This window comes from Mycetocola sp. CAN_C7, from assembly GCF_015752285.1.
GTDB lineage: Bacteria > Actinomycetota > Actinomycetes > Actinomycetales > Microbacteriaceae > Mycetocola_A.
Genome location: NZ_JADOUY010000002.1, coordinates 332385 through 349500, shown reverse-complemented (window position 1 = coordinate 349500; position 17116 = coordinate 332385). Strand labels below are relative to the sequence as shown.

Genomic DNA, 17116 nt, shown 5'->3' with positions numbered 1-17116 from the left:
AGCAGGGGGGCAACCGCGCAGATGTGGAGAGCGGTCGTCAGCCCGACGCGATGGTGGAAGCGGCCGCCCTACGATTGCGCAGGGTCTCGATGGCGTACCAGACGACGATTCCGACGGCGGTTCCGAGGAAGGCGCCGGCGACGACATCCGTCAGCCAGTGTGCGTGCAGGTAGGTGCGGCTCCAGCCCATCACGAGAACCCAGGCTGTGCCTGCCACCCACATCACAGTCCGGCGGAACACGAGCGCGAGGACGACGACGACGGATGCCGCCATGGCGGTGTGCCCGGACGGGAACGAGGTCGGGACCGCCTCTGCGAGGGAGTCAACCGGTCTCGTGCGCGCGACCACTGCTGCGAGCGGCGATGCGATCGCGACGCAGACGACCATGGCTGACGCCAGGGTGGCGGCGACCGCCCGCCAGCGGAGGTAGAGAAACGCACCGACGAGCGCCAGTCCGATTGCGAGCATGGCGATCGGACCGCCGATCACAGCCGGGATCCATGCGATAACGATTCCAGCATCCGTTCGATAGCTGAGCACGAGGTCGTACCACCACTGGTCGAGCGGTGCAGACACCCGAGAAGGGCCATAACTGAGGATGCCGACTGTCACGAACGCGGCGATCGCCAACGCTCCCGCACCGAGGGCAGCGTGCCGTACGCGCGCCGAGGCCGTACTCGGCTGCGCGGCGCGCGTGCGAGGCATCGAGGTCGTTCGCACCGTCAGGACAGGGCGTTCAGCCAGAGCTTCCGTGCCTCGAGCGCGTCGGTTGCCTCGGCGATCTTCGCCTTGTCGCCTGACGCCTTGGCGTCGTCGAGCTCGGCTTCGAGCTTCGCGATGGCTGCGTTGAGCTGGCCGGCGAGACCCTCCGTCCGAGCCTTCGTTTCAGGGTTGTTGCGCTTCCAGTGATCGTCGTCGAGTGCGCGGAGGTGCTGTTCCACCTTGCGGAGTCGTTCCTCGACGTTCTTGACCTGCTCGCGTGGCACCTTGCCGATGTCGTCCCAACGACGCTGGATGTCGGCGAGTGCCGAACGCAGCTTGTCGCGGTCGTTCTCGGCCAGCAGCGGCTCCGCCTCGGTGAGGAGAGCGAGCTTCAGGTCGAGGTTGCCCTGGAACTCCGCGTTATCGCGGGCGTCGACCTCCGACTTGGCGGCATAGATGGCGTCACCTGCGGCTTTGAACCGGGCCCAGAGCGCGTCATCGTGGCGCTTACCCGCACGACCGGACTGCTTCCACTCATCGAGAAGAGCACGGTAACCGGGGATGCCGTCGACACCCTTCTCGATCAGTGCTTCTGCCTTCTCGATCAGGGCCTGCTTGCGGCTCTTGGCGTCACGGTGGACCGAATCGAGCTCAGCGAAGAAGGCGCGACGATTCTGCTCGATCGTCGACTTCGCGGCGCGGAATCGCTTCCACAGGTCATTCGCTTCGCCCTTGGGGAGCTTCGGACCTTCCTGCTGGTGGGTCTGCCACTGGGCGAAGAGAGCATTGATCTGCTCGGTGGTGTTCTTCCACTGGGCTTTAGCCGGATCCTGAGCTGCCAGCTTTTCGGCCTCGGTGACGATGGCCGTCCGCGCGACAAGGGCCTCAGCAACCGCTGCCTTGGCTTCTTCGCCCTGCTGTTCGGTCAGTTCACCGACGGTGCTGTCGAGTGCAGCGACCCGGGTCTTGAGCGAGGCGAGGTCGCCGACCGCGTTGGCTCCCTCGAGAGTGGTTGCGAGATGCGCGACGGCCTTCGCGACGTCCGCCGCTGGTGCCCCACGCTTGACACGCTGCTCGAGGAGGGTGACCTGGCCGGCCAGGTCGACGTACTTGCGTTCGAAGTAGGCGAGGGCCTCTTCTGCGGTTCCATCGGGGAACTGGCCCACTTCTCGCCAGTCCTCGCCCTCACGGACGAAGACGGCGCCGGACTCATCGACGCGGCCCCATGGTTGCTGGTCTGAATTGGACACGTGCCTCACCTTGCTGTGGGTGTCGCACTCGCGTGCGACCGGAAACTCTGGTCAAGCCTATTACCTCGGCGCACGCGCCCGGCAAGGCTATTCGACCGTCACCCCGGTGATGGTCACAGGGATGGCAGGCGGGCCGTCGGCCGAGCCGTCCTGGGTGCCCTGATCGGTCACCTGGGTGATGAGGTCGTCGAGGCCGCTCGTCACCCGTCCGAGAACGGTGTAGCCGCCGGCGCCGTCGGACGGAATCGTGGTGTCCTCGTAGACGATGAAGAACTGGCTGCCCATGCTGTAGGCGTTCTCACCCTGCCTGGCCATGGCGATCGTGCCTGCCGGGTAGACGTCGTCGGCTGGAGCGTTCTCGACCGGGCCGTAGCTGTAACCCGGTCCGCCACTGCCATCGCCTTCCGGATCGCCGCACTGCAGGACGAAGAAGCCACCGTTGGTCAACCGGTGGCAGGAGACCTGCGTGTAGAAGTCCTTCTGCGCGAGTGAGATGAAGGACGACACTCCCTGAGGTGCGGCTGCTCCGTCGAGTTCGATGCCGAGCGGCACGTCGTTCACGCTGAGCGTTCCTGTCCAGGTCCTGTTCTCGGCCAGGGCGGAATCAGGTACGTCGCCGACGTTCTCACCGCTCGGGGTGGTCTCGGTAGGTTCGGGGGCTGTCGTCTCTGTCGCGACGGGGGTGCCAGGGCCGATGGAGAAGTAGGCGATCTGGGCGAAGGTGGCACCAGCGGCGACGACGACGATCGCGATACCGGCGATCCAGTTGTCCCTCACCCGGCGCCGGATCCGGTACTCGTGCAGGGCCTGGCGAGCTTTGTAGCCGCGGAGTCGCTCGCGATTCTCGCGTGCTGCTCGGTCTTCGGTCTTGCTGGGTGCCACGTGGATCCTCCATGGGTGCCTGAGCGCAATCGCGCGGTGGGGAAGCCTGCGGCATCCTCACCCTGATGAACTTTACGGTCCGGCGGGGGTGCGCACCAAATGGCGTCCACCCTGCAGAGGAGAGGTTAGGCATGCCATACTTAGGTAATGCTTACCCTGAGCCCAGCGCCTGTGAAGGACTCACGCCCCGCGTATCGCCCGTTCACGGCATCCGTCGCCCGTCTCGAGCGGCTGAGCCCGCATTTCGTTCGGGTGACGTTCACGGGCGACGATCTGGGAGGCTTCGGAGCCGACCGGCTCGACCAGCGGCTCAAAATCGTCTTTCCTCTCGAACACACCGGTATGAGCGATTTCGGGGCAACCGACCCGGCGACCATCACCGAGGGTTCCTGGTACTCCCGCTGGCGCGCGCTGCCTGACGATGCTCGTAATCCGTTCCGCACCTACACGGTCCGTGCCGTGCGCCAGCAGGAACGCGAGGTCGACGTCGACATGGTCTCGCACGGAGACGGCGGCCCGGCATCTCGCTGGTTGAACCGGGCGCAGCCGGGGGACGAGGTCGTTCTCGTCGGACCGGATGCCCGGAGCATCCACTCCGCGATCGGCATCGACTGGCACCCGGGCGACGCACGCCGCGTCCTTCTCGTCGGTGACGAAACAGCAGCCCCCGCGATCTGCAGCGTGCTCGAATCGTTGCCGACCGGTCGTACCGCACACGCCTTCATCGAAATCCCCACCGGCGACGACGTTCTTCCCGTCGACGTTCCTCCCGGGTCGCGGATCACCTGGCTCCCGCGCGGGAATGCCCCCATCGGAACCGCACTCGGCCCCGCCGTCCGCACCTGGGTCACACACAACCGGCCCCTGTACCGCGCAGCCATCTCGTCCACCGCCCAGAGGCTCGACGACGTCGACGTCGACCGTGAACTGATCTGGGATTCGCCGGAGGCGCAGAGCACCGGTGACTTCTACGCCTGGCTTGCCGGCGAGGCCGGCGTGATCAAGTCGCTTCGACGTTTTCTCGTGAGTGAGACAGGAATCGACCGTAAACGGATCGCGTTCATGGGTTACTGGCGGGCTGGGAAAGCCGAAGCCCAGTAATGGCGGCCTCAGTGGCGGTCGCTCCGCCACAGGCGCGGAGCTCGACGCGCCGACGCATCGGCCTGCTCGTCGCTGTCGCCGTGCTCGTCGTCATCGTCGCACTCAGCCTCAGCCTCGGCACGCGCGCGACGTCGCTCGACAGCGTGCTCGGCGCGCTCGTGAACCCGGTCGATGGAAACAACGACCACCTCGTGATTCGTGAACTCCGCGTTCCTCGCACCATCATCGGGATCGTCGTCGGATGCGCACTCGCTCTCGCCGGCACCCTCATGCAGGGAATCACCCGCAACCCACTGGCCGACCCCGGACTCCTCGGGGTCAACGCCGGAGCATCCCTGTTCGTCGTGCTGGCGATCGGTGTTCTCGGGATCACCAGCCCGTCCGGCTACATCTGGTTCGCCTTCGCCGGAGCGTCGGTCGCCGCGGTCGTCGTGTACGTCATCGGAACACTCGGGCGCGACGGAGCAACCCCGGTCAAACTGGCCCTGGCAGGCACCGCGCTGACCGCCGGTCTGACGTCGATCATCACCCTCCTCCTGATCACCGATGTCGAGACGCTCAGCAGCTATCGGTTCTGGTCGGTCGGTTCGCTGGTGAACCGGGACCTCGACACCGTCGGCGCGCTCCTCCCGTTCTTCGCGGTCGGCGCCGTGCTCGCGTTCGCAATCGGTTCGACCCTCAACGTGATGTCGCTTGGCGATGATCTCGCCAGGGGCCTCGGCCAGCGGATTGGACTCTCCCGCGCCTTCGCTGCTGCCGCCATCGTGCTGCTCTGCGGTTCGGCCACTGCCCTGGCCGGACCGATCGCCTTCGTCGGTCTCGTCATCCCGCACCTCGTCCGGCCGTTCACCGGGCCCGACTATCGCTGGATCCTTGCCTACGCTGCTGTTCTCGGTCCAGCCATGCTCCTGGCTGCAGACGTCGTCGGTCGTTTGCTCACCTACCCCAGCGAGATCGAAGCGGGACTCGTCGTCGCCGTGATCGGCGCCCCCGTGCTCATCGTCATCGTGCGCCGCTCGAGAGTGACCGGACTGTGAGCGCGACGCTGACGCCGGATGCCGTCTGGCCGTCTCGTTCCGCATCCGATTGGGCGCGGCGCGGCCGGGAGCGCGGGATCCTCGTCATTCTCAGCTCCCTCGCCATTGCCGTAGCCGCGCTGAGCCTCGCAATCGGTGCGTACTCCCTCTCGCTGCCTGATCTTCTCCTGACGCTTCTCGGACAGGGCACAGGGAGCGACAATGTGATCGTCTTCCGTCTCCGCCTGCCCCGCGTCGTCCTCGGCATCCTCGCCGGAGCCGCCCTTGCGGTCGCGGGAGCGTTGTTCCAGAGTCTGCTGCGCAACGCCCTGGCGAGCCCTGACCTCATCGGCATCTCGGGGGGAGCGAGCGTGACAGCAGCTGGAGCCATCCTTCTCTTCGGTGCGAGCGGTGCCGTCGTGTCCCTCAGCGCATTCGGTGGTGCTCTCATCGTCGCTGCGGCGATCTACCTCCTGGCGTGGAGGAACGGAATGAGCGGCTACCGATTCGTTCTCATCGGTGTCGGCGTCGCCTTTCTCCTGCAGGCCGTACTCGGGTACCTCCTGACCCGGGGCGACGTTCGAGACGTCTCCCAGGCGCTGGTCTGGATGGTCGGCGGCGTCGGAGGAGCTGAGTGGTCGGACATCGCTGTACTCGCTGCAGGACTCGCGATCCTCTTGCCGCTCGTCGGGGTACTCGCCGGACGCCTGCGGATCCTGCAGCTCGGCGACGACACTGCAGGCGGACTGGGGGTACCCGTCGAGCGAACCCGACTGCTCCTGCTGCTCATCGCCGTCGCGCTGTGCGCTGTCGCGACGGCCTACGTCGGTCCGATCGCGTTCGTTGCCTTCGTCTCGGCGCCGATCGCCCGGCGCCTCGTCGGCGACGGTTCCCTCGCCCTGGTCTCCAGCGCCCTGGTCGGGGTCGTGCTCGTGCTCGGTGCCGATTTCGTCGCCCAGCACGCGCTTCCGGGCGAATTACAGGTCCCTGCCGGCATCATCACGGGCATCATCGGTGCCCCCTACCTGCTGTGGCTCCTCGCCACAGCCGACCGAGGAGGCCGCGGCGCATGACCGGGAACCAGTTGCCGACCATCACCAAAGACGCTCACGACCTCGACGCCGTCGGGCTGAGCCTGTCCTATGACGGCCGTGCCGTGGTGTCCGACCTCGACCTCGCCATCCCCGACGGCGAGGTGACTGTCATCGTCGGGGCGAATGCGTGCGGCAAGTCCACTCTGCTCCGCGGAATCGCCCGGCTCCTGCGTCCGACCGCCGGCATCGTGAACCTCGACGGCCGCAGTGTCTCAAGCTACCCGTCGAAGGAGTTCGCCCGGGTAGTTGGCATCCTCCCGCAATCACCGATCGCTCCGGAGGGCGTGCGGGTTGCCGACCTGGTCGGTCGCGGAAGGCATCCGCACCAGGGGTTGTTCCGCCAATGGTCGAGCACCGACGATGAGATCGTCACCGAGGCGATGCGGGCGACCTCGACGGCGGAGCTCGCCGGTCGACGGGTGGAAGAACTGTCAGGAGGCCAGCGCCAACGGGTGTGGATTGCGATGGCACTCGCGCAGGACCCCGACATCCTGCTGCTCGACGAACCGACGACCTTCCTCGACGTCACCCACCAGATCGAGCTGCTCGACCTGCTCGCGGAACTGAACCACACCAGGAAATCCACCGTGGTGATGGTGTTGCACGATCTCAACCTCGCCGCCAGGTACGCCGACCACCTCGTGGTGATGGCGAACGGCTCGGTCGTCGCCAACGGAGCGCCGGCAGACGTGCTCACCTCCGAGCTGGTCAAGCGCGCCTTCGGGCTCGACTCGCGCATCATCGCCGACCCGGTCTGTGGGTCGCCCATGGTGATCCCCATCGGTCGATTCCATCGCCCAACCGGTCAAGAGTTTTAGGGTAGGCTTACCTAAACACCCCACGACGAATCTGGAGACCCTGTGTCCTACCGCCCCCGACTCGCCCTGCTGGCAACAGCAGCCGTCACCGCTCTCGCCCTCAGCGGCTGCGCGCCCGCATCCACCGGCTCCGGGAAAAGCACTGAAGCGCCCGAAGAAGGTGCGTTCCCTGTCTCGATCGCCCATGCGTTCGGTGAGACCGAGATCCCCGAGGCTCCCGAACGGGTCGTCACCCTCGGCTGGGGATCGACGGATGCCGCGATCGCCGTCGGCGTCGTCCCCGTCGGTATGGAAGCACAGAGCTACGGCGGAGACGAGAACGGCGTTCTGCCATGGGTCGCGGATGCCCTCGACGACCTCGACGCCGAGACCCCGGCGATCATCCCGTCAACGGTCGAAGAACCGGCATACGAGCAGATCGCAGAGCAGGCACCTGACCTGATTCTCGCCGTCTACTCCGGCATCACCGAAGAGCAGTTCGACCTGCTCAACGAGATCGCCCCGACCGTCGCCTACCCTGACGCTCCGTGGGCGACGCCGTGGACCGAGGTCGTGACCACGGTCGGGGAAGCGCTCGGCAAGAGCGACGAAGCCGCAACCGTCCTCGACGACATCGAACAAGCGACCGCCGACCAGGCCGAGGCGCACCCCGAGCTCACGGGTAAGACCGTGGCAGCCGTCGCCGACTCCGGCGGAAAGTTCTACGTCTACAAGGGCGCAGATTCCCGCGTCGACTTCCTCTTCGACCTCGGCCTCGAAGACGCCCCAGCGGTCGAGGAACTCGCGAACGGAGACTCGAGCTTCTACTACGAACTCAGCTATGAAGAGCTCGACAAGCTCGACAGCGACATCCTCGTGAGCTACTCAGACACCGAGGAAGCCGAAAGCACCTTCCTGAACTCCAGCTATGCACAGACGATCCCGGCCGTCGCTAACGGCTCAGTCGCATCCGTCGTCGGAGTCGAACTCATCGCCGCAGTCTCCCCGCCCAGCGCGCTGTCGCTGACCTGGGGCATCGACGAGTACGTCGCGATCCTCGCCGAGGCCGCTGCAGCAGTGAAGTAGCACCACTCCCACCCACAAGCCGGCCGCGCCCGCAGGACACAACTGTCTGCGGGTGCGGCTAGCCTTGTTCCATGGCAAATACGGCAGCAGCGCTGCACTCTGGCAGTGTTCCGCTCGCCGTGCGGATGCGACCGAAGAGTCTCGACGAGGTCGCCGGCCAGAAGCACCTCCTCAAACCGGGTTCACCGCTGGTGAGTCTCGCCACGAGCAAGTCCGGCGACAAAGGTTCGGTATCGGTGATCCTCTGGGGACCACCTGGCACCGGAAAGACCACGATCGCCCAGTCGATCGCTCACAGCTCGGGTCGGCGGTTCGTTGAACTGTCTGCCGTCTCTGCCGGCGTCCGCGACGTCCGTCAGGTGATGGACGAAGCGATGACAAGTCGCGATCTCTACGGGTTGTCGACGGTGCTGTTCCTCGACGAAATCCACCGTTTCACGAAAGCGCAGCAGGATGCCCTTCTGCCCGGTGTCGAAAACGGCTGGGTCATCCTCGTAGCGGCAACCACCGAGAACCCGTCGTTCTCGGTGATCTCACCCCTGCTCTCGCGCTCGCTGTTGCTGACCCTCGAGCAACTCACCGACGACGACCTCCGGATCGTGCTCGACCGTGCAATCGACGACCCGCGCGGACTCGGCGGCCGGTTCGAGGTCACCGACGACGCCCGCGACACGATCATCCGACTGGCGTCCGGCGACGCGCGACGTGCCCTGACGGCGCTCGAGGCGGCATCCGTCAGCGCTGATTCCCTCGACGCGGTCTCCACGGACGATAAGGGCGCGACGTCTCGCGACGACGCCGAAGTCGACGTCGACGAGGACGAGGACGAGGACGACGAGGAAGAGGAAGTCGACGAAGTCGACGAGGACACGGCCGCCGACGTTCCGACACCCGTTCCCAATCGCCGGCCGGTCATCACCGCCGATGTCGTGTCGTCTGCTGTCGACCGTGCGCTCCTCCGATACGACCGGAACGGCGATGAGCACTACGACGTGATCAGTGCGTTCATCAAGTCGATCCGCGGGTCCGATGTCGATGCCGCACTCCACTACCTCGCGAGAATGATCGAGGCGGGGGAGGACCCCCGGTTCATCTCGCGACGCATCATCGTCTCGGCGTCAGAAGACATCGGCATGGCCGACCCCAACGCCCTGCTCGTTGCCGTCGCCGCGGCAGATGCCGTCCAGTTCATCGGGATGCCCGAAGGCAGGATTCCACTGGCAGAGGCTGTCGTGTACCTGGCGACGGCGGCCAAATCCAACGCCTCCTATGTCGCCATCGACCAGGCGATCGCCGATGTGCGCGCAGGCAACTTCGGGCGCGTCCCGAAACCGATGCGCGATGCCCACTACGCCGGGGCCAAACGACTCGGGCACGGCAAGGGCTACCGGTACCCGCACGACGCCGACCTCGGTGTCGTCGAACAGCAGTACCTCCCGGATGAACTGCGCGGAGTGCGCTACTACCAGCCCACACAGCACGGGAACGAACGCGAAGTGTCTTCCCGGCTCGCGAAGCTCATGCGCATCGTGCGCGGAGGCCGCTGACCCGCGTTCGAGGAAAGCCGGTCGCGTCGCCATGCCTGGCTGCATCCACCGAGGTGCGAGGGCACCACTTCCGGACGAAAGCACCCCGCACGCCGGGAGCCCTCGACCGCACCGGATGCCCTCGCCGACACCGCCCGGCATCGCGACGCCGCCGGGCCTCTCCCGTGTTAGGATTGTTGCTGGCCTAGGCCCGATTTGAATGTATGGCTGCACTGAATCGGGTTGACGGACATGTTCTTTAGCCGAACTGTTCCGGCTCACCCCTCTTACTTTCCGGTCGTGCTTCTGTGCGCCGGCACCACACTGTCAGAGATTCCACCGAAAGGAACCCGTGTCTACCAAGTCACGTACCCGCAGCAAGACCCGCCTCTCGCGGTCACTGGGCATCGCCCTGACCCCGAAGGCAGCAAAGTACCTCGAAAAGCGTCCGTATGCTCCCGGTGAGCACGGCCGCACCAAGCGCAAGACCGACTCCGACTATGCGGTGCGTCTGCGCGAGAAGCAGCGTCTGCGCGCCCAGTACGGCATCCGCGAGAAGCAGCTGAAGATCGCCTTCGAAGAGGCTCGCCGCACCCAGGGCCTGACCGGTGAGAACCTGGTCGAGCTCCTCGAGATGCGTCTCGACGCACTCGTCGTGCGCGCCGGCTTCGCCCGCACCACCGCGCAGGCTCGCCAGCTCGTCGTGCACCGTCACATCCTCGTCGACGGCCAGCTCGTCGACCGTCCGTCCTTCCGCGTCAAGCCGGGACAGATGATCCACGTCAAGCCTCGCAGCGAGGGCACCGAGCCCTTCCAGGTCGCGGCCGCCGGCGGACACGCCGAGGTCCTTCCGAAGCTTCCTGCTTACCTCGAGGTCGAACTCGACAAGCTCCAGGCACGCCTCGTGCGTCGTCCGAAGCGTGCAGAGGTCCCCGTGACCTGTGAAGTTCAGCTCGTGGTGGAGTACTACGCAGCTCGCTAAGCACTGCTTATCGAACAGACGGGGTCGCGGCATTGCCGCGGCCCCGTTTTGTCGTCCCCGCAGCGTTCGGTCGGTCGTCAGGCTCACCCGATAGGATGAATAGCTTGGAAGCATCCGCCCCACAGTTATTGGAGGAGCCCCCTATGAAGAACTTGCTCTGGTTGATCGCAGGCATCGGCGCCGGCTTCGTCGTCGCCCACGAAATCAATAAGACCCAGCGCGGCAAGGAGTTTTTCGCCGATCTGGACCAGAAGCTCCGGGAGTTCAGCGAAACGGTCGCTGACGCCTACAAGGAGCGCGAGGCAGAACTCCGCGACAAGATCGACGACCTCGCCCGGGATGCCGAAGACGCTCTCGGCGACCTCAACAAGAACTGACCTGCGCTGCTGCGCACCCGAACACATCCCGAAACGGACCCATGAAGACCGCTGATATTCGCCAGCGCTGGCTCGACTTCTTCGCCGAGCGCGGCCACACCGTCGTCCCCTCCGCTTCGCTGGTCTCGGACGACCCGTCGCTGCTCTTCACCGTGGCTGGAATGGTGCCGTTCGTCCCCTACCTGACCGGGCTCGTTCCTGCTCCATACCCTCGTGCGACCAGCGTCCAGAAGTGCATCCGCACGAACGACATCGAAGAAGTCGGCAAGACTCCCAGACACGGCACGTTCTTCCAGATGTCAGGCAACTTCTCGTTCGGCGACTACTTCAAGGAAGGCGCCATCTCCTACGCCTGGGAGTTGCTCACCTCTCCTGAGAGCGACGGCGGCTACGGTTTCGACGAGAAGGATCTCTGGGTCACCGTCTACAAGGACGACGACGAAGCCATCGGCCTGTGGAAGAAGATCGCCGGCCTCCCCGAGGAGCGCATCCAGCGACTCGACAAAGACACCAACTACTGGCACACCGGTCAGCCGGGCCCCGCCGGCCCGTGCTCCGAGATCTTCTTCGACCGCGGACCGGCATACGGACGAGACGGCGGCCCGGCGACGGATGACGACCGGTACGTCGAAATCTGGAACCTCGTCTTCATGCAGTACCTGATCGGTGATGTGCGGTCGAAGACCGACTTCCAGATCGTCAGCGAACTGCCGAAGAAGAACATCGACACCGGCATGGGGCTCGAGCGCGTCGCTTTCCTCAAGCAGGGCGTCGAGAACATGTACGAGATCGACCAGGTCCGGCCGGTCCTCGACCGCGCCGCCGCTCTCGCAGGAAAACGGTACGGAGCCGACCACACCGACGACGTGCGGATGCGCGTCATCGCTGACCACGTGCGCAGCTCGCTCATGCTCATGAGCGACGGCGTCTCACCGTCCAACGAGGGTCGGGGCTACATCCTCCGCCGACTGATGCGCCGCACGGTGCGGGCCATGCGCCTGCTCGGTGTCGACGGTGCGTCCTTCCCCGAGCTCTTCGGGGCCTCCCGGGATGCCATGAAGTCGGCATACCCTGAGGTCGAACACGACTACCACCGCATCTCGCAGGCCGCGTTCGGTGAAGAGGAGACCTTCCTCCGCACCCTCGCCGGCGGGACGACCATCCTCGACCTCGCGGTCACGAAGACGAAAGATTCCGGAAGCGCTCGTCTCCCCGGCGATACCGCCTTCCTGCTCCACGACACCTACGGGTTCCCGATCGATCTCACCCTCGAGATCGCCGAAGAGGCAGGGCTCGCGGTCGACCGTTCGGCGTTCGACGCGCTCATGGCCAACCAGCGGTCACTCGCCAAGGCAGACGCCAAAGCCAAGAAGACGGCGCTGGCGGACCTGTCGGTCTACAGTGCCTTCCGCGCGCAGGGCGAAACGGTATTCACCGGATACACCGACCTCGAGACCGAAACCCGCATTCTCGGGCTCATCGTCGACGGACACTCCGTGACGTCTGCCGTCGCAGGAGACATCGCCGAGGTCATCCTCGCCGAGACCTCGCTCTACGCCGAGTCCGGGGGGCAGGAGTCCGATCAGGGACTCATCGTCGGCCAGGGCTTCGAACTCGAAGTCCTCGACGTGCAGAAGCCGGTGAAGGGACTCATCAGCCACAAGGTCCAGGTCAGCACGGGCGAGGTGGGCGTCGGCAACATCGCTCGCAGCGTCGTCGACGCCGACTACCGCCGCGGCGCGAAGCAGGCCCACTCGGGGACCCACATCATCCACGCCGCACTTCGTCAGATCCTGGGCCCCAACGCCCACCAGTCCGGTTCGTACAACAAGGCCGGCTACCTGCGCCTCGACTTCTCCTGGAACTCCGGCCTCTCCCCTGAGACCAAGTCGGAGATCGAAGACGTGTCGAACAAGGCCATCAGGAACAACCTCGAGGTCGTCACCCGTGAGCTGCCGCTCGACGAGGCGAAGTCGCTCGGAGCCATGGCACTGTTCGGCGAGAAGTACGGAGACGTGGTCCGTGTCGTCGACATCGGGGGACCATGGTCACGTGAACTCTGCGCAGGGACGCACGTCTCGTCGAGCGCCGAGATCGGGATGATCAACCTCGTCAGCGAATCCAGCGTCGGCTCCACCAACCGTCGCGTCGAGTCTTTGGTCGGGCTCGAGGCGTTCAAGGACCTCGCCGCCGAGCGGGCGATCGTCTCTCAGCTCACCTCGTCCCTCAAGACGCCGCGTGAACAGCTGCCTGACCGGATCGCCGAGCTCGTCGCGAACCTCAAGCAGGCCGAGAAGAAGATCCAGTCGTTCGAGGCCCGTGCGCTGTCCGAGCGCATTCCCGCCCTCGTCGCCAACGCCCGTACGGGTGGTCAGCACCGCATCGTCGCCGAGAGCGTCGGCGCTCTCGCCTCACAGGACGACCTGCGTGCGCTGGTCACCGGAGTGCGCGAGAGACTCGGCTCCGAGGCATCCGTCGTGGCCCTGGCCGCCACCGTGAACGACCGGCCGATCGTCATCGTCGCCACGAACGATGCCGCCAGGAAATCCGGGGCGAAGGCCGGGCAGCTCGCTCGCACTGCTGCCGGCATCCTCGGCGGTGGAGGCGGCGGCAAGGACGACCTCGCGCAGGGCGGCGGGTCGGATGCGACTGCGATTCCGTCAGCACTGTCCGCCATTGTCGACGCGGTCGCCCGCTAGCCGGTGACGTTCGGGATGCGCACGGGCGTTCGGGTCGGCATCGATGTCGGCAAGGCACGCATCGGTGTGTCCAGGTCAGACGCCCACGCCATGCTGGCGACGCCGGTTGAGACGGTTCCCCGCGCCGCAACCGGCGACGCAGATATCCGGCGGATCCTCCAGATCGCGGCGGAACTCGACCCGATCGAAATCGTCGTCGGGCTCCCGCTTGCGCTCTCCGGTTCGCGCACCGCCTCGACAGAGGACGCCGTGAATTTCGCGACACAGCTCGCGACGGCATCCACGATCCCGGTGCGACTCGTCGATGAGCGACTCTCGACGGTCTCAGCGAATTCTGCATTGCGCACGTCAGGGCGCAAGCAGAAGGGGTCGCGCGGGATTGTCGATCAGATCGCGGCCGTCATAATCTTGCAGCACGCCCTCGACGCGGAGCGCGGCAGTACCGTGCCGCCCGGCTCCCTCATCAGTACGAACGAAGGATCCCAGGAGTGACTGAACAGACGCCACGCGACGACGCGTTCGACGCCATTTTCGGATCGGGAGACGACGAAACTCCTGCCACTCGCGGGACGACGGATGCCGCAGACGCGACCGAGCAGACCAAGGCCACTGCCGCATCAGGCAGTGACGTGTCAGGCAGTGACGCCGTGTCTCCCGCGACGTCGGACACAGTATCCCAGGACGCACCGGCAGCAGCTGCCGCCGCCCCGGCATCGCGGCGCGAAGCCCGTGAACAGGCGGCACGGGGAGGATCCGCCGCGGCGACTCCGGATGCCGACGGCGCGGCCGTCCGCGCAGGCGTTCCTGCGGGTGACCGTGCCTCACGTCGATCGGCCTCGGGAGACTACCCTCCACGCGAGAAGCGCAAGAAGACCGGCTGGATCGCTGCGCTCGTCGTGCTCGTCCTCGTGGGCGGTATCGGCGGGGGAGGCCTCTACGTCTGGAATACCTTCGAGCCCCAGATCCGGTCCGTGATGGGCTGGGAAGAACCCAACGACTACGAAGGTGCAGGAAGCGGCGAGGTGATGGTGTCCATCGTCGCTGGCGACGATGGCACGGCGATCGCCCAGACGCTCACGAACAGTGGGGTCACCAAAACCAGTGAGGCCTTCTACGATCTGCTGGTAGCGCAGGATGCCGAGCCCGTCTTCCAGCCGGGCGTCTATCGGCTGGCCAAGAAGATGAGTGCGCAGTCCGCTCTCGATGCACTCCTCGACCCGGAGAACAAGGAAGAACGCACCGTTCTCTTGCGCGAAGGCATCACCGGGGCCGAGATTTTCACCGAGCTGTCGGCCGGCACCGAGATCCCCGTCGCCGACTTCGAAGCCGCAGCGGCAGACCCGGCGCAGTTCGGGATCCCTGCGACTGTTCCTTCCATCGAAGGGTGGCTGTTTCCTGCCCTGTACACCTTCGACCCTGGCCTGACCGCCGAGCAGGTCATCCAGGTTCTCGTCGACCGCACGATCAGCTCCCTGGACTCCGCCGCTGTTCCCGAAGCCGACCGTGAGCGGGTTCTCATCGTCGCATCGATCATTCAGCGCGAAGCCCGCCTCGACGACGATTTCTTCAAGGTCAGCCGGGTCATCTACAACAGGCTCGCCGTCGACATGAAGCTCGAGATGGACTCGACTGCCCAGTACGCAGACACAACCAAATCCGGATCCGTCTGGTCGACCAAGGAGGCCCTCGAATCCGACAATCCGTGGAACACCTACGTCCGATCCGGGCTGCCGATCGGGCCGATCGCGAGCCCGGGTGACACAGCCATCGCGGCCGCAATGGCGCCTGCCGATGGCAGCTGGCTCTTCTTCGTCACCGTCAACCTCGACACCGGAGAAACGGTTTTCACCGATACCGTGGCCGAGCACGAGCAGGCCGTCGCGCAGCTGCGGACCTGGTGCCGGGAGAACCCGGGCAAGGGCTGCTGATGAGCACCGAGCGGCTCGCGGTGTTCGGCTCACCGATCGCGCACTCGAGGTCGCCGCTGCTGCACCGCACCGCCTATGACCTGCTCGGGCTCTCCTGGGAGTACGGCTCCCAGGAGGTCGGTGCCGCCGACCTGGCTGGCATCGTCGCCGGGCTCGATGACGGCTGGCGCGGTCTCTCTCTGACGATGCCGCTCAAGTCGGCAGCGTGGGAGCTCGCGGACTCCCGTGACCGCCTGGCTGAGCTCACCGGCGCGGTGAACACCCTCCGCTTCACCGGAGTGGGTCCTGAACGCCGTCTCTTCGGCTACAACACGGATGTCGCTGGCATCGTCCGGTCGCTCGCTGCGGTCGGCGTCAGTGAGGCCACCCACGTGCAGATCCTCGGCGGAGGCGCGACCGCGGCGAGTGCGGTCGTGGCCGCTGCTGAACTCGGTGCACTGTCCGTGTCGATCCTTGCACGGGACCCGCAGAAGTCAGCGCCGCTCGTCGACCTGGGTCGCCGGGTGGGTCTCACGGTCGAGCTCGGCCTCCTCGACGACATCGGTCTCCGTGCCGTGCCGCAGCTCGTGGTCAACACTCTTCCCGGCAGTGCGCCGGCGCCTGTGGTCTACCCGGATGCCGTTCTGACGGGGGCCGCCTTGCTCGCGGTCGCGTACGAGCCATGGCCGAGCGATCTCGCATCGCAGTGGCAGGCCGCCGGTGGCACGGTCGCGAACGGACTCTCGATGCTCGTCCATCAGGCTCTCATCCAGATTCGGATCTTCGTCTCGAACGATCCGTTCGCGCCTCTCGACGGCGAGGACACCGTTCTCGACGCCATGCTGGCATCCGTCGGTCTCGACTCGTCGGGCATCCCGATCGCCTGAGCCCGTCGGTCATCTCGACGCGAGATACGTGCCGAACGTTCCCGAACCGGTCGGGAGCCCGCGAACCACGTTGTGCCCCGCGCGCAGTGCACGAAAGGTGGCGCCGGGCAGACGTAGCAGCACCTGACGACGGCTGTCGCCTTCTGCGCGCTGCCACTCCAGCGCGAAGTCCTGCGCCGGGCGTATCTCAGGCCCTCCGACATCAGGCACCCGTCCGGCCGGTTCCCCGGTGGCGAGGAGAGCGAGGATATCAGCCACCTCGGCGGCGTCGACCGGCTGTACCGGGACGGCGGGGACGAACAGCACAGGCAGTCGGTGTTGAACGTCGAAGATTCCGGCGAGCAGGGTGTGGAACTGGGTGGCACGGAGGATGGTGAACGGCAGCCCACTGCCGGAGAGAACTGCTTCGGCCCGCAGTTTCTGGCGGTAGTACACGAAGGGGATGCGATCGATGCCGACGATGGAGATGTAGACGATGTGGGGAACCCCGGCGCTGCCGGCTGCCCGAAGCAGGTTCGTGGTCGCGCGAGCGTCGTTTCTCCCGGTCGCGCAGTGCACGATGGAGTCAACGCCTGCGACCGCTGCTGAGAGCGACTCGCCGTACAGCAGGTCCCCGGTCACGACACCGGGCTTCCGCGAACGGCTGAGAACCCGAACGGTGTGGCCGACCGACCTCAGCCGGTCGACGACGAGTGAACCGAGCGTGCCTGTTCCTCCGGTGACGAGGATGTCCATGTTCTCTGCCATTCATCCGATCGGGTCGACGGGGCTTCTCTGCAGGCTAGCGTCCCCGGTCCGAGCGCGGCCAC

At 66.0% G+C, this 17116-nt stretch carries 16 protein-coding genes; 12 read left to right on the top strand and 4 right to left on the bottom strand.

Annotated features, from left to right (window positions below; genetic code table 11):
* Positions 1–37: 37 nt before the first annotated feature.
* The 3 genes from IWX78_RS05325 to IWX78_RS05315 form a co-directional block, all read right to left on the bottom strand.
* Positions 38–706 carry a phosphatase PAP2 family protein gene (locus IWX78_RS05325; RefSeq protein WP_196832416.1) on the bottom strand — a complete coding sequence of 223 codons (669 nt, stop codon included), beginning with the start codon at positions 704–706 and terminating at the stop codon, positions 38–40.
* 17 nt (positions 707–723) lie between these two features.
* On the bottom strand, positions 724–1953 hold the full coding sequence (locus tag IWX78_RS05320) for a DUF349 domain-containing protein (RefSeq protein WP_196832414.1): 1230 nt from the start codon (positions 1951–1953) through the stop codon (positions 724–726).
* 87 nt (positions 1954–2040) lie between these two features.
* Positions 2041–2835: a peptidylprolyl isomerase gene (locus IWX78_RS05315; protein WP_196832412.1), complete on the bottom strand. Its 795-nt coding sequence runs from the start codon at positions 2833–2835 to the stop codon at positions 2041–2043.
* Between the two features lie 147 nt (positions 2836–2982).
* On the opposite strand from IWX78_RS05315, the gene IWX78_RS05310 reads away from it, so the two are divergent.
* The 12 genes from IWX78_RS05310 to IWX78_RS05255 all read left to right on the top strand — a co-directional run bounded on the left by IWX78_RS05310 (position 2983) and on the right by IWX78_RS05255 (position 16307).
* Complete coding sequence (locus IWX78_RS05310; RefSeq protein ID WP_196832410.1) at positions 2983–3936, top strand: siderophore-interacting protein; 954 nt, start codon at positions 2983–2985, stop codon at positions 3934–3936.
* Entirely contained in the window at positions 3936–4973 is a 1038-nt protein-coding gene (locus IWX78_RS05305; RefSeq protein WP_196832409.1) for a FecCD family ABC transporter permease, read from the top strand. The genes IWX78_RS05310 and IWX78_RS05305 overlap by 1 nt, the downstream gene beginning before the upstream one ends.
* Positions 4970–6025, top strand: a complete 1056-nt coding sequence (locus IWX78_RS05300; RefSeq protein ID WP_334684574.1) for a FecCD family ABC transporter permease — start codon at positions 4970–4972, stop codon at positions 6023–6025. The genes IWX78_RS05305 and IWX78_RS05300 overlap by 4 nt, the downstream gene beginning before the upstream one ends.
* A complete protein-coding gene (locus IWX78_RS05295) occupies positions 6022–6864 on the top strand; it encodes an ABC transporter ATP-binding protein (RefSeq protein WP_196832408.1) in 843 nt (280 codons plus the stop codon). Before IWX78_RS05300 ends, IWX78_RS05295 begins: the two co-directional genes overlap by 4 nt.
* A 42-nt stretch (positions 6865–6906) precedes the next feature.
* A complete protein-coding gene (locus IWX78_RS05290) occupies positions 6907–7929 on the top strand; it encodes an iron-siderophore ABC transporter substrate-binding protein (RefSeq protein ID WP_196832407.1) in 1023 nt (340 codons plus the stop codon).
* Between the two features lie 71 nt (positions 7930–8000).
* Positions 8001–9476, top strand: a complete 1476-nt coding sequence (locus tag IWX78_RS05285; protein WP_196832406.1) for a replication-associated recombination protein A — start codon at positions 8001–8003, stop codon at positions 9474–9476.
* A 331-nt stretch (positions 9477–9807) separates the two neighbouring features.
* Entirely contained in the window at positions 9808–10437 is a 630-nt protein-coding gene (rpsD, locus tag IWX78_RS05280; protein WP_196832405.1) for a 30S ribosomal protein S4, read from the top strand.
* 143 nt (positions 10438–10580) lie between these two features.
* The gene (locus IWX78_RS05275; RefSeq protein WP_196832404.1) at positions 10581–10814 is read left to right on the top strand and encodes a hypothetical protein; all 234 of its coding nucleotides are present in this window, start codon (positions 10581–10583) and stop codon (positions 10812–10814) included.
* Positions 10815–10855: 41 nt separating this feature from the next.
* Positions 10856–13513, top strand: coding sequence for an alanine--tRNA ligase (gene alaS / locus IWX78_RS05270; protein ID WP_196832403.1), 2658 nt, complete (start codon positions 10856–10858; stop codon positions 13511–13513).
* A 15-nt stretch (positions 13514–13528) separates the two neighbouring features.
* Positions 13529–14005 carry a Holliday junction resolvase RuvX gene (ruvX, locus tag IWX78_RS05265; RefSeq protein WP_196832402.1) on the top strand — a complete coding sequence of 159 codons (477 nt, stop codon included), beginning with the start codon at positions 13529–13531 and terminating at the stop codon, positions 14003–14005.
* On the top strand, positions 14002–15441 hold the full coding sequence (mltG, locus tag IWX78_RS05260) for an endolytic transglycosylase MltG (protein ID WP_196832401.1): 1440 nt from the start codon (positions 14002–14004) through the stop codon (positions 15439–15441). Before ruvX ends, mltG begins: the two co-directional genes overlap by 4 nt.
* Positions 15441–16307 carry a shikimate dehydrogenase gene (locus tag IWX78_RS05255; protein ID WP_196832400.1) on the top strand — a complete coding sequence of 289 codons (867 nt, stop codon included), beginning with the start codon at positions 15441–15443 and terminating at the stop codon, positions 16305–16307. Before mltG ends, IWX78_RS05255 begins: the two co-directional genes overlap by 1 nt.
* Before the next feature lie 9 nt (positions 16308–16316).
* On the opposite strand, the gene IWX78_RS05250 is transcribed toward IWX78_RS05255, so the two are convergent.
* Positions 16317–17054: an SDR family oxidoreductase gene (locus IWX78_RS05250; RefSeq protein ID WP_196832399.1), complete on the bottom strand. Its 738-nt coding sequence runs from the start codon at positions 17052–17054 to the stop codon at positions 16317–16319.
* Between the last annotated feature and the right edge of the window lie 62 nt (positions 17055–17116).

Excerpts from the sequence above, each read along its gene's own strand:
- IWX78_RS05310 (WP_196832410.1), top strand. The coding sequence starts at position 2,983 with ATGCTTACCCTGAGCCCAGCGCCTGTGAAGGACTCACGCCCCGCGTAT.
- IWX78_RS05285 (WP_196832406.1), top strand. The coding sequence starts at position 8,001 with ATGGCAAATACGGCAGCAGCGCTGCACTCTGGCAGTGTTCCGCTCGCC.
- IWX78_RS05250 (WP_196832399.1), bottom strand. The coding sequence starts at position 17,054 with ATGGCAGAGAACATGGACATCCTCGTCACCGGAGGAACAGGCACGCTC.
- IWX78_RS05275 (WP_196832404.1), top strand. The coding sequence starts at position 10,581 with ATGAAGAACTTGCTCTGGTTGATCGCAGGCATCGGCGCCGGCTTCGTC.
- IWX78_RS05325 (WP_196832416.1), bottom strand. The coding sequence starts at position 706 with ATGCCTCGCACGCGCGCCGCGCAGCCGAGTACGGCCTCGGCGCGCGTA.
- IWX78_RS05295 (WP_196832408.1), top strand. The coding sequence starts at position 6,022 with ATGACCGGGAACCAGTTGCCGACCATCACCAAAGACGCTCACGACCTC.
- IWX78_RS05305 (WP_196832409.1), top strand. The coding sequence starts at position 3,936 with ATGGCGGCCTCAGTGGCGGTCGCTCCGCCACAGGCGCGGAGCTCGACG.
- ruvX (WP_196832402.1), top strand. The coding sequence starts at position 13,529 with ATGCGCACGGGCGTTCGGGTCGGCATCGATGTCGGCAAGGCACGCATC.
- IWX78_RS05255 (WP_196832400.1), top strand. The coding sequence starts at position 15,441 with ATGAGCACCGAGCGGCTCGCGGTGTTCGGCTCACCGATCGCGCACTCG.
- alaS (WP_196832403.1), top strand. The coding sequence starts at position 10,856 with ATGAAGACCGCTGATATTCGCCAGCGCTGGCTCGACTTCTTCGCCGAG.